The sequence below is a fragment of the Serratia proteamaculans genome, from assembly GCF_013337185.1.
Lineage (GTDB): Bacteria > Pseudomonadota > Gammaproteobacteria > Enterobacterales > Enterobacteriaceae > Serratia > Serratia proteamaculans_D.
The window spans coordinates 182,634-195,273 of record NZ_SWDE01000005.1 but is presented as its reverse complement, the minus strand read 5'-3'; the positions used below and the strand labels follow the sequence as shown (position 1 = coordinate 195,273).

Below are 12,640 nucleotides of genomic sequence, written 5' to 3'. Positions count from 1 at the left end.
TTACTCCTGTGAGAGTTGCGCCAGAGCCTCATCCACGCTGGCGATGCGGGCGAAGCGATCGACCAGCACCGTCTCAGTATGCCGCTTGAGTTGTTCGGTGGTAAAGACTTCTCCACCGGGATGCTGCATCGGAAAAGTCAGCGTGGCCTCGGTCACGAAAGTCACCCGATAGCCGAGATCGGCCGCCACTCGGGCGGTGGTTTCGCAGCACTGCTCGGTACGAATGCCGCAGATAATCAAATGCTTGATATGTCGCTCTAGCAGCCAGGCATCCAGGCCGGATTCGGTCAGCGCGTTGTGCACCTGTTTGTGTACGGTGACATCGGCCTGATGGTCGAGGAACGGTAGGCGCTTTACCCAGCCGGACGCCAAAGAAAAGGGCCCCTCTGGCGACACATGGAATACATCAACCAGCGCTACGCCCTGCTGGCGGCAGCCGTCGATCAGCCTGCTCAGCGCCTGCTGGAAAGCGGGGAGATCCTGCTCTTGCCAGAATGGACGATGCTGGAATGATTGTTGAACATCGATGATCAATAACGCGCTATGTGACATTTTCGGCCCTCCGCCAATTAGGTATAACGCATACTGAGCCGTTATCCTGCAAGGGAGAAGGCCAAAAACGGCCATCATGGTGGCATTAGCGGACCAGCATCAGGCTTTGCCCACCTGACCGGCCACCAGCCGCCCTTGATGGAAGGTGGCGCGGCGCGTCGGCAGACGGGCCACCGCTTCGGCGGAGCAACTGGCGTCGATCAGCACGAACTCCGCGCTGTCCCCGGCTTTGGGCCACACCCGTTGACCTTTGTCATTCAGCGGCAGCACGCCGCCGGTGGAAATCGCCATGGCGCGTGACAGATGGAACTCGTCGGAACCCCGATACAGTTGGGCGTAAAGGTTGGCTTTTTCCAGAATGTCGCCGGTGCCGAACGGGGACCAATGGTCAATCACGCTGTCGGTTCCGGTCATCACAAATACCCCTTTTTCACTGAGCTGTGGCAGTGGCATCATCAGCCCTCCAATCGGCACCGTCGAGGCGATGGTGATTTGCTGCGCTGCCAGTCGGGTAGCGGTTTCCTCCAGTTCATTCGGGTTCAGCGCGGTCAGAGCAAAGGCATGGCTGATGGTGACTTTGCCGCGCAGCGAAGGGTTCTTTTCTACGGTAGTAATCATGTAGTTGATGGCGGCCACCCCGGCCGGGCTGGTTTCGTGCAGGTGGATATCGACGCCTTTGCCGGTATCTAGCGCAATCTGGAACATGGCATCCAGCGACTGTTCCATCGCCCCGTCGACGTTGGTCGGATCCAGCCCGCCAACGTACTGCACTCCCATCTGCATGGCTTCGCGCATCAAACCGTCGACTTTGGAATGCAGCAGCCCGTGCTGCGGGAAGGCGACGATTTCACAGCTGAAGTCCGCCTGATGCTTTTCCAGTGCCCGTTGCAGGTGTTCCAGGCTTTTCAGCCCGCTGACCGGATCGATATTGCAGTGGCTGCGTGCCACGGTGCTGCCTTTGGATTGCAGCAGGGCGATCAGGTTTTCTGCGCGCTGTTGCGAGGTGGGCAACAGTTTGGGGATTAATGTTTGTTCCAGCGCGATCATATCCATGATGGTTTTGCCCTGACGTGGGCGCGGTGCCTGCCAGGGGCCGCTGTAAAAGGTTTTATCCAGATGGATATGCATGTCGCGAAATGCCGGTAACAGCAACTGGCCCTGCGCCTGATAGCGCGGTACGCCGACGGGGGCCGCTGCATCCTTCTGGTGGATAGCCGCAATCTTGCCGTCTTTGATTTCAAGCTGATAGAGCGCGGTGCGGGTGCCTGTCACCGTGTCGCCATCGTACTCGAAACCCTCTTCCAGCCGCACATCGCTCAGCCAGTAGTGGCTGTCGGTCAGGGTCATGGGTTGGGCCTCCGGTAAACAAGGGCTGCCGGTGGGTGCGGCGGCCTGCGCCATGCCGCCGGTCAGGCCGATCACCGCGCAGGCAGTGGTTATTTTGCCGGTTTGGCTGAGGAAAGCTCTGCGGCTTTGTTGTTGGTTTTTTTCCACGTTCAGTTCCTTAATCCAGAGGTGAAGTGCGTCAAAAGACAGCCACCAATTTAGGAGAGGAGCCGACGGGTTGGCAGTGACATTTGCCACTGGAGACTATTCGATTTGGCAATAATAAGGGGGCAACGCTAATGCCCCCTCTGGTTTTACATCAGCGGCAACAAGCGAGTATAGAGTTCGCGGAAGGTGCTGCGCTGCTTGGCGTACTGCTGGTGGCGCTCGGTATTAGGGGTATGTACCTGCTCCAGCGGCAACTCAGGCAGCAGTTCGCCGAGTGGACGCTGCGGATTCAGTGCGATCTGCGCCAGCCGCGCGGCCCCGAGCGCCGGGCCGACGTCGCCGCCGGTGCGGTATTCCAGCCGTTGACCGCTGATATCCGCCAGCATTTGCCGCCAGAACGGGCTACGCGCACCGCCGCCAATCAGGGTGATGCTGGAAGGTTGCAGACCGCTGGCGTGCAGTACGTCCATGCCTTCTGCCAGGGCGAAACCTACGCCTTCCAGCACTGCACGAGCCAGATCGTTCGGCCCATGTTGGTGAGTGAGGCCCCAGAATGCCCCCTTGGCGTTCGGATTGTTATGCGGCGTCCGTTCGCCGGACAGATAGGGCAGAAACCACAGCGGAGCCGCTGTCGGGGGGGCCTGTTCAACATTGCGCAGCAGGGTGGCGACGTCTTCGACGTTTGTCAGTTTGCAGACCCAGTCCAGACAGGAGGCGGCGCTGAGGGTCACCGACATCAGGTGCCAGGTGTCGGGCAGCGCATGGCAGAAGCTGTGCACCGCGCTGGCCGGATTACTGAGAAAGCCGTCGCTGACGGCAAAATACACCCCCGAGGTACCCAGCGACAGCATTGCCTGCCCGGCCTGATATAGCCCCACACCAATCGCCCCGGCGGCATTATCGCCGCCACCGGCCACCACAGGTACCGGAGACATGCCCCAGCGCCGGGCCAGTTCGGTATGCGTTTGCCCGGTGACCTGATTGCCCTCGAACAGTTGCGGCATCTGGCGGCGGGTCAGGCCGCAGGCGGCCAGCATCTCTTCGCTCCAGTCGCGCTGCGCCACGTTCAGCCAGCCGGTGCCGGCGGCGTCCGACATGTCGCTGGCGAAGTCGCCGGTGATGCACCAGCGTAAATAATCTTTGGGCAACAGTACCTTATCGATACGCTCAAACACCTGGGGTTCATGTTGTTGCACCCACAGCAGTTTAGGGGCGGTGAAGCCTGGCATCATCAGGTTACCGGTGATCTGCCGCGATTGCGGCACCGCCTGTTCCAGCGCCTGGCATTGCGCGCCACTTCTGCCGTCATTCCACAAAATGGCCGGGCGTAGCACCTGTTGCCGTGCGTCCAACAGCGTGGCGCCGTGCATCTGGCCGCTGAGACCGATGGCCTTCACCTGTTGCAGGCTGTGCTGCTTGCCCAGTGCCAGCATGGCGCGATCGGTGGCGTGCCACCAGTCCTGCGGGGCCTGCTCTGACCATAAGGGATGAGGGCGGGAGATGGGCAGCGACTCACCGTGGCTGGCGAGCAATTGGCCCTGCTCACTGAGCAAAATGACTTTTACGCCGGACGTGCCGAGGTCGATGCCGATATACATGGAAAAGATCCTTAAAGGCGCGGCGAGTGCCGCGCGGGGTCAGTTAGCCGAACAGGTAGCGGTTCATCAGGTTTTCGAGCTGTTCCTGGCGGCCGCTGACGTGCTGTGGCGCCAGTGCATGTCCTTCAGCGTACTGCGCCAGCGCCTCGAGCGACAGTTTGCCCTGCAAAATTTGCTGGCCCAATTCACCATTCCAGCCGGCATAGCGTTTTGATACCTGCTGGTGTAACTGGCCGTCGGTCACCATTTTTGCCGCGACCTTCAGCGCCAGCGCCATGGTATCCATAGCCCCAATATGGCCATAGAACAGGTCGTATTTGTCGGTGCTTTGGCGGCGCACCTTGGCATCAAAGTTCAGCCCGCCGGTGGTAAAGCCCCCGGCCTTGATAATTTCGAACATCACCAGCGCGTTCTCTTCCACGCTGATCGGGAACTGGTCGGTATCCCAGCCCAACTGAGGGTCGCCCCGGTTGGCATCGACGGAACCAAAGATGCCGAGCGCAATGGCGGTAGCGATCTCATGGTGGAACGAGTGGCCTGCCAGCGTGGCGTGGTTGGCTTCGATATTCACCTTGATCTCTTTTTCCAGGCCGAACTGCTTGAGGAAGCCGTACACGGTGGCGACGTCGTAATCGTATTGATGCTTGGTCGGTTCCTGGGGTTTTGGCTCGATCAGCAAGGTGCCCTGGAAACCGGTTTTATGCTTATGCTCCACCACCATCTGCATAAAGCGACCAATTTGCTCACGCTCCTGGCGCAGATCGGTATTGAGCAAGGTTTCATAGCCTTCACGGCCGCCCCACAACACGTAGTTTTCACCGCCCAGGCGCTGGGTAGCATTCATGGCGGTGAACACCTGGGTGGCCGCCCAACTGAAGACTTCCGGATCCGGATTGGTGGCCGCACCGGCGCCGTAACGCGGATGGGTAAAGCAGTTGGCGGTGCCCCACAGCAGTTTTACCCCGCTGCTGTGTTGTTTTTCTTCCAGCACGTCGGTCATCACCGCAAAGTTGTGCAGATACTCTTTCAGTGACGCGCCTTCCGGCGAGACATCGACGTCATGGAAGCAGTAATAGGGGACGTTCAGCTTGTGGAAAAACTCGAACGCCACGTCGGCTTTACGTTTGGCTAACGTCAGCGCGTCGCCCGGCTGCTGCCAGGGGCGATCGAACGAGCCGACGCCGAACATGTCCGCACCGTTCCAGCAGAAGGTGTGCCAGTAGCAGGCGGCAAAGCGCAGGTGCTCCGCCATGCGCTTGCCGAGCACCAGTTCATCCGGATTGTAGTGATGAAAGGCCAGTGGATTATTACTGGTGGGGCCTTCGTAGCGCACTTGCTCAAGCTGATCAAAATAAGATTGCATTATCGACTCCTGGGTAGCAATGCCCGGTTTACGGGATGGCTTTATCTTCGGAGTTTGCGACAGGCTGCTCAATTACGTTATTTCACAGTTAAATTCACAGAATTATTAAATGTGCGACAGATCTCATAATCGGTTATTAACCGCAGTTTATTTAAGGCTTAATTCATTTTTATTTGTCGACCTGCTGTTTTTCAGCGTGAAAGCATGACCGCCATCATAAAAACAACATTAAACCAAAAATCATAATTGGCCGGTAAAAATCAGTAATTGCTGAATATTAAATAACCGATAACAATCCGCTCTAAGTTGCGTCACTAGCCCGTTTCAATTATTGCCCCTACACGTTAAATAACAAAGGTATATAAGATGAAATTCAAACCTGTGTTCCTTTCGGTCTGCGCGCTGCTGGCGCTGGCCAGCCAACCGGCGTTCAGCAAAGAAGTCAAAATCGGCATGGCTATCGACGACCTGCGCCTGGAGCGCTGGCAAAAAGACCGTGACATCTTCGTCAGCAAAGCCAAAGCGCTGGGGGCAGATGTGTTTGTCCAGTCGGCCAATGGCAATGAAGAGACCCAGATGGCGCAGATTGAAAATATGATCAACCGCGGCGTCGACGTGCTGGTGATTATTCCCTACAACGGCAAGGTGTTGAGCAATGTCATCAGCGAGGCCAAGCGGGAAGGCATTAAGGTTCTGGCTTACGATCGCATGATCAATAACGCCGATATCGATTTTTACATCTCCTTTGATAATGAAAAAGTCGGTGAGCTGCAGGCGCAAAGCCTGGTGCAACGGGTACCGCAGGGCAATTATTTCCTGATGGGCGGCTCGCCGGTGGATAATAATGCCAAGCTGTTCCGCCAGGGACAGATGAAGGTGCTGCAACCGCTGATCGACGGTGGGAAAATCAAGGTGGTGGGCGATCAGTGGGTCGACGGATGGTTGCCGGAAAACGCATTAAAAATCATGGAAAATGCGCTGACCGCCAACAATAACAAGATAGACGCGGTAGTAGCTTCCAACGATGCCACCGCCGGCGGCGCGATCCAGGCGCTGGCCGCGCAGGGCCTGGCGGGCAAGGTGGCGATTTCCGGTCAGGATGCCGATTTGGCTGCGGTGAAGCGTATTGTCGCCGGTACCCAGACCATGACGGTGTATAAGCCGATCAGCAAGCTGGCCGACGAGGCGGCGGGCATTGCGGTGCAGCTGGGCAAGGGTGAACAGCCGAAGGCCAACGCCACATTAAATAACGGCAGCAAAGACGTACCATCCTGGTTATTAACCCCTATTCCGGTCGATAAATCGAATATCGACAGCACCATTGTTGCCGACGGTTTCCACAAAAAATCCGAGATTAATTAATTCCGCTAACCGGTAATACGGGGGAATAATGCCCAGCCTATTAGAAATGAAAAATATCACCATGCAGTTCGGTGCGGTGAAGGCGGTAGATAATGTCAGCCTGAAGTTAGAGGCAGGTCAGGTATTATCGCTGTGTGGTGAAAACGGTTCGGGAAAGTCCACCCTGATGAAAGTGCTGTGCGGGATATATCCGCACGGCAGTTATCAGGGCGATATTTATTTCTCTGATGATTTATTAGCGGCGAAAAATATTCGCGATACCGAGCAGAAAGGCATCGCCATCATTCATCAGGAGCTGGCGCTGGTGAAGCAGATGACGGTGCTGGAAAACATGTTTCTCGGCAATGAGTGGCGTCGATACGGCGTAATGGATTATGACGCCATGTATCTGCGCTGCCGACGGATGCTGGCGCAGGTCAAGCTGGCGGTGGATCCCAACACCCCCATCGGCGAACTGGGCCTGGGGCAGCAACAGCTGGTGGAAATCGCCAAGGCGCTGAACAAGCAGGTGCGGCTGCTGGTGCTCGATGAGCCGACGGCGTCGCTGACCGAAAGTGAAACCGCAACGCTGCTGGCGATCATCGAGGATCTGCGCGATCACGGCATCGCCTGCATTTACATTTCGCACAAATTGAATGAGGTGAAGGCGATCTCGGATCTGATCTGCGTGATCCGCGACGGCAAACATATCGGTACGCGCCCGGCCGCGGAAATGAGCGAGGACGACATTATCGCCATGATGGTTGGGCGCGAATTAACCGAGCTGTATCCGCAGCAACAGCATGATATCGGCGAGGTGATCCTGCAGGTGGATAATCTCACCGCCTGGCACCCGGTGAACCGTCACGTTCGTCGGGTGGACGATGTCTCATTCAGCCTGCGGCGCGGCGAAATCCTCGGTGTCGCTGGCTTGGTCGGCTCCGGGCGCACCGAAACCATGCAGTGCCTGTTCGGCGTCTACCCTGGCCGCTGGCAGGGGAGCATTAGCCTCAATGGCCAGCCGGCCGTCATCAACAATTGCCGCCAGGCGATGCGATATGGCATTGCCATGGTGCCGGAAGATCGCAAGCGTGATGGCATCGTGCCGGTGATGGGGGTGGGGGCCAATATGACATTGGCGGCGCTGAGCGATTTCAGCGGCGTGCTGACGGTGATTGATGATGCCCGGGAGCAGGCGACCATACGCCAATCGCTGGCGCAGCTAAAAGTGAAGACTTCCTCGCCCGAACTGGCGATAGCCCGGCTGAGCGGCGGTAATCAGCAGAAGGCCATACTCGCCAAATGCCTGCTGCTGAAGCCGAAAATTCTCATTCTGGATGAGCCGACGCGCGGTATCGATATCGGTGCCAAACACGAAATCTATAAGTTAATCAATCAGCTGGTCCAGCAGGGCATTTCGGTGATCGTGGTGTCTTCGGAGCTGCCTGAAGTGTTGGGATTAAGCGATCGGGTATTGGTGATGCACCAGGGGCGTATCAAGGCTTCGTTAGTCAACCAGGGTCTGACCCAGGAACAGGTGATGGAAGCCGCATTGAGGAGTGAAACAGATGTCGAAAAACACGCAGTCTGAAGCGATCGTGCCGGCAATGGTGGAGAAGAAACCCATAGTGAAACTAAAATCCATCAATTTGCAGGTGTTTGTGATGTTGGCGGCGATAGTCGTCATTATGCTGTTCTTTACCTTTACCACCGAAGGGGCCTATCTCAGCGCGCGTAATATCTCCAACCTGCTGCGCCAAACGGCGATCACCGGTATTTTGGCGGTCGGCATGGTGTTCGTGATTGTTTCGGCAGAAATCGATCTGTCGGTCGGCTCAATGATGGGCCTGCTGGGCGGGGCGGCGGCGATTTTTGACGTCTGGCTGGGTTGGCCACTGCCGCTGACCATCGTGGTGACGCTGCTGGCCGGCCTGCTGTTGGGGGCCTGGAACGGTTGGTGGGTCGCCTATCGCAAGGTGCCGTCGTTTATTGTCACCCTGGCGGGGATGCTGGCCTTTCGCGGCATCCTGATCGGCATCACCAATGGCACCACGGTCGCGCCGACCAGCGGGGCGATGTCGCAAATTGGCCAGAGCTATTTGCCGAACGGCCTGGGTTTTGGCATCGGTGCCGTTGGGTTGATGCTGTTTGTCACCTGGCAGTGGCGGCGACGCAGTCGGCGTGCCCAACTGGGTTTGCCGGTAGCGACAGCAGGCGGTGATGTCACCCGACAAAGCATTTTGGCGTTGCTGGTGCTCGGGGCTATCTATTTGCTCAATGATTACCGCGGGGTACCGACGCCGGTGCTGATCCTCACTGCACTGATGTTGGCGGGGATATTTATGGCCACCCGCACCGCTTTTGGCCGTCGGATCTACGCCATCGGCGGCAATATTGACGCTGCGCGGCTGTCGGGCGTCAACGTCGAACGCACCAAGCTGGCGGTGTTCGCCATCAACGGCCTGATGGTGGCGATCGCCGGGTTGATCCTCAGTTCACGTTTGGGGGCCGGTTCGCCTTCGGCGGGCAATATTGCCGAGCTGGACGCCATCGCCGCCTGCGTGATTGGTGGCACCAGCCTGGCCGGGGGCATCGGCAGCGTGGCCGGGGCGGTGATGGGCGCATTCATTATGGCGTCGCTGGATAATGGCATGAGCATGCTGGACGTGCCGACCTTCTGGCAGTACATCGTCAAGGGCGCCATTTTGCTGCTGGCGGTATGGATGGACTCCGCCACCAAGCGCCGGGCATAAAAGAATCGCGTCTGAGCTCACAGTTATGAGGTGATGCCTGCTGCTCCCACAGAGAGGTTGTGCTATCCCAGAGAGCAGTCTACTTACCGGGGATGCCCATGTTCGAAAAGCGCTTTCGCATTACCTTGCTGTTCAACGCCAATAAAGTGTACGACCGCCAGGTGGTCGAGGGCGTAGGCGAGTATTTACAGGCTTCGCAATGTGATTGGGACATCTTTATCGAAGAGGATTTTCGCTGCCGTATCGACAACATCAAGGACTGGCTGGGCGATGGGGTGATCGCCGATTTCGACGATGGTGCCATCGAGCAACTACTGCATAACGTCCGGGTGCCGATTGTCGGGGTGGGTGGCTCTTATCATCGTGACGAGGACTATCCGCCGGTGCACTACATTGCCACCGACAATCAGGCGCTGGTGGAGGCGGCTTTCAGTCACCTGAAAGAAAAAGGCATTAATCGTTTTGCCTTCTATGGTTTGCCCAGTGAAGGCGGTAAACGCTGGGCGCAGGAGCGTGAGCATGCTTTCCGTCAGCGGGTGGCGCTGGAGCAGTATCAGGGCGTGGTGTATCAGGGCATGGCCACCGCGCCGGATAACTGGCAATACGCGCAGAACCGATTGGCGGACTGGGTGCAGACCCTGCCGCAGCAGACCGGCATTATCGCCGTGACCGATGCGCGGGCACGCCATTTGCTGCAGGTGTGCGAACATCTGGACATCGCGGTGCCGGAAAAGCTGTGCGTGATCGGTATCGACAATGAAGAACTGACGCGTTACCTGTCGCGGGTGGCGCTGTCTTCGGTGGCGCAGGGCACCCGCCAGATGGGGTACCGCGCCGCCAAGCTGCTGCACCAACTGCTCGATCGCCGTGAACTGCCATTGCAGCGTATTTTGGTGCCGCCGGTGAAGGTGATTGAACGCCGTTCTACCGATTTCCGCTCGTTGCGCGATCCGGCGGTGATCCAGGCGATGCATTACATCCGCCATCACGCCTGCAAGGGTATCAAGGTTGAGCAGGTGCTGGATGCGATCGGCCTGTCGCGTTCCAATCTGGAAAAACGCTTCAGGGATGAGACCGGCGAAACTATCCACCATGTTATCCATCAGGAAAAGCTGGATCGCGCCCGCAACCTGTTGACGGCAACCTCATTGACCATCAACGAGATTTCGCAGATGTGTGGCTACCCGTCGCTGCAGTATTTTTATTCGGTGTTCAAGAAGGGCTATGACATGACCCCCAAAGACTACCGTGGGCGTTATGGCGAGGTTGGGTATTAGGGTGGGTGTAGCCGTTATGGCTACATATGTAGCTAATCAAGCTACAGGTTTCATCACACCAACCCACAAAACGCCTTTAGCCGTTCGGCCAGCGCGGGCGTAGCTGCGGGGGCGCCGTCGCGGTAATACAGCGCCAGCTCAATGTTGTCGATCGGCGGTAAACCTTCGGCGCTGCCCAATACCCGGTGGCTGGGCAAGCGGCAACTGGCCGGCAGCAGGGTGACACCCAGTCCGGCGGCAGACGCGGCGGTGAGTGCGGCCAGACTGGCGCTGCTGTAGCCAATACGCCAGCGCTTGCCGAGGTTATCCAGCGCCTGACACAAATCATCGCGATATAACCCATTGAGCGGGAACACCGCCAGCGGTACCGGCGACTGTTCTATTGCCGGGAAGGCCAGGCTGTCCAGCCACAGCAGCGGTTCCGGCCGGGCGGCCCGCGGCGGCTGGCTACGGCGTTGTTTAACCAGGATCAGATCCAGCTCTTCACGGGCGTAGGCACTGTGCAGATCGGCGCTCAGGCCGCTGGTGACGTCCAGCCGCAGATGCGGATGCGCCCGGCTGAACTCCGCCAGCAGTTCGGTGGTGGGGGCGGCAAAATCCTCCGGCATCCCCAACCGCAGTACGCCGTCGCGCCAGATGCCGGTCAAGGCGTCGTGCGCCTCTTCATTCAGCGCGATGATGCGCCGCGCATAGCTCAACAGCTTGACGCCTTCCTCGGTCAGCAATACCTGATGGGACGAACGTTCGAACAGGGGTTTCCCCAGCATTTCTTCCAAGCGGCGCACCTGTTGGCTGACGGTCGACTGCGACAAAAACACCCGCTCTGCGGCGCGAGTGAAGCTATTGCTGTCGCAGACTGCGACAAAGCTGAGCAGTAACTGCGGATTGAACATCGGGTAACGATTCATTTTTCCACTGTTGGCTATTTTATTATTTAATTTCCCAATACTAACGGGGAAGCCTAGAGTAAGGCAACGTTGCGGCAGCCACTCTGTGACCCCGCACTCTTCATCCCGGAAGTTCAGGAATAGACCGTGTTAAATCAATTTGTTGCTCCCCCTTTCTTACGCCGCTGGTTCAACCCCCTGCTGTGGGCGCTGGTGCTGATTGGCCTGAATATGCGGCCGTTGCTGACCTCGATCGGCCCGTTGTTGCCGACGTTGCGGCAGGCCACCGGACTGAGTTTTGGCGGGGCGGCGTTGCTGACCACCTTGCCGGTGCTGATGATGGGGCTGATGGCGCTGGCGGGTGGGGCGATCAACCGCCTGTTCGACGAGCGTACCAGCGTAGTGCTGAGCCTGTTGGCCATTGGCCTGGGGGCCGCCTGGCGTGAACTGGCACCGGGCAGCACGCAATTGCTGCTGAGCGCAGTGTTGGGTGGACTGGGGATTGGGGTGATCCAGGCGGTGATGCCCGGCATTATCAAACATCACTTTCTCAAGCAGATGGCCCTGGTGGCCGGGCTGTGGTCGGCGGCTCTGATGGGCGGTGGCGGTTTGGGGGCGGCGATGACCCCCTGGCTGATGAGTGTCGGTCATGACTGGCACAGTGCACTGGCCTGGTGGGCGGTACCTGCACTGGTGGCATTAATCGCCTGGTGGCCGGTCAGCCGTGGCCTGAAGCGCCTGACGCCATCCGGAACCTCCTCCGGGCCGAGCCTGTGGTTCAGCCGTCGCGCCTGGTTGCTCGGTGCTTATTTTGGTTTGATCAATGGCGGCTATACCAGCCTGATCGCCTGGCTGCCGCCGTATTATATGCAGCTCGGCTGGCAGCCGCAGGCCAGTGGATCGCTGTTGGCGCTGATGACCTTCGGGCAGGTTGTCGGGGCGCTGCTGTTACCGGCGCTGGCGCGATCGGTAGATCGGCGGCCGTTATTATTGCTGGCATTAGTCATGCAGTTGATCGGCTTCATCGGCCTGATTTATTTGCCGCAGACGTTGCCGTGGTTGTGGGTACTGGTTTCCGGCCTGGGGCTGGGCGGGGCTTTCCCGCTGTGCCTGGTGCTGGCGCTCGATCATATTCCGCACCCGGCGGCAGCGGGGCGATTGGTGGCCTTTATGCAGGGCATTGGTTTCCTGCTGGCGGGGGCCACGCCTTATATTTCTGGCCTGTTGCGTGATTACAGCGGTGACTTTGTGTTGGATTGGCAAATCCATGCGCTGCTGGTGGTGGTGCTGATCGCCATCACCTGGCGCTTCCATCCGCGCAGCTACCGGCGGGCGTTCGCCGAATAATATTACTGTCATTGCGGTTCCCTATAGT

At 58.3% G+C, this 12,640-nt stretch carries 10 protein-coding genes; 5 read left to right on the top strand and 5 right to left on the bottom strand.

Annotation, left to right across the window (positions count from 1 at the left end; translation table 11 throughout):
- From FCL49_RS19280 to xylA, 4 genes are all read right to left on the bottom strand, one after another.
- Complete coding sequence (locus FCL49_RS19280; protein WP_174354776.1) at positions 1-552, bottom strand: cysteine hydrolase family protein; 552 nt, start codon at positions 550-552, stop codon at positions 1-3.
- 99 nt (positions 553-651) lie between these two features.
- On the bottom strand, positions 652-2,046 hold the full coding sequence (locus tag FCL49_RS19275; protein WP_174354775.1) for an amidohydrolase family protein: 1,395 nt from the start codon (positions 2,044-2,046) through the stop codon (positions 652-654).
- A 146-nt stretch (positions 2,047-2,192) separates the two neighbouring features.
- Positions 2,193-3,644 carry a xylulokinase gene (gene xylB / locus FCL49_RS19270; RefSeq protein WP_174354774.1) on the bottom strand — a complete coding sequence of 484 codons (1,452 nt, stop codon included), beginning with the start codon at positions 3,642-3,644 and terminating at the stop codon, positions 2,193-2,195.
- A gap of 43 nt (positions 3,645-3,687) precedes the next feature.
- A complete protein-coding gene (gene xylA, locus FCL49_RS19265; protein WP_174354773.1) occupies positions 3,688-5,007 on the bottom strand; it encodes a xylose isomerase in 1,320 nt (439 codons plus the stop codon).
- A gap of 366 nt (positions 5,008-5,373) precedes the next feature.
- On the opposite strand from xylA, the gene xylF reads away from it, so the two are divergent.
- The 4 genes from xylF to xylR all read left to right on the top strand — a co-directional run bounded on the left by xylF (position 5,374) and on the right by xylR (position 10,378).
- Positions 5,374-6,369 carry a D-xylose ABC transporter substrate-binding protein gene (xylF, locus tag FCL49_RS19260; RefSeq protein WP_153858639.1) on the top strand — a complete coding sequence of 332 codons (996 nt, stop codon included), beginning with the start codon at positions 5,374-5,376 and terminating at the stop codon, positions 6,367-6,369.
- A gap of 28 nt (positions 6,370-6,397) precedes the next feature.
- Entirely contained in the window at positions 6,398-7,939 is a 1,542-nt protein-coding gene (locus FCL49_RS19255; RefSeq protein WP_174354772.1) for a xylose ABC transporter ATP-binding protein, read from the top strand.
- Positions 7,917-9,101, top strand: a complete 1,185-nt coding sequence (gene xylH / locus FCL49_RS19250; RefSeq protein WP_174354771.1) for a xylose ABC transporter permease XylH — start codon at positions 7,917-7,919, stop codon at positions 9,099-9,101. The genes FCL49_RS19255 and xylH overlap by 23 nt, the downstream gene beginning before the upstream one ends.
- Before the next feature lie 98 nt (positions 9,102-9,199).
- Complete coding sequence (gene xylR / locus FCL49_RS19245; protein WP_174354770.1) at positions 9,200-10,378, top strand: D-xylose utilization transcriptional activator XylR; 1,179 nt, start codon at positions 9,200-9,202, stop codon at positions 10,376-10,378.
- A 53-nt stretch (positions 10,379-10,431) separates the two neighbouring features.
- On the opposite strand, the gene FCL49_RS19240 is transcribed toward xylR, so the two are convergent.
- Positions 10,432-11,286: a LysR family transcriptional regulator gene (locus FCL49_RS19240; protein WP_174354769.1), complete on the bottom strand. Its 855-nt coding sequence runs from the start codon at positions 11,284-11,286 to the stop codon at positions 10,432-10,434.
- 126 nt (positions 11,287-11,412) lie between these two features.
- Here FCL49_RS19240 and FCL49_RS19235 point away from each other — a divergent pair, with 126 nt between their 5' ends.
- Positions 11,413-12,612, top strand: coding sequence for a CynX/NimT family MFS transporter (locus FCL49_RS19235; RefSeq protein ID WP_174354768.1), 1,200 nt, complete (start codon positions 11,413-11,415; stop codon positions 12,610-12,612).
- Positions 12,613-12,640 lie beyond the last annotated feature (28 nt).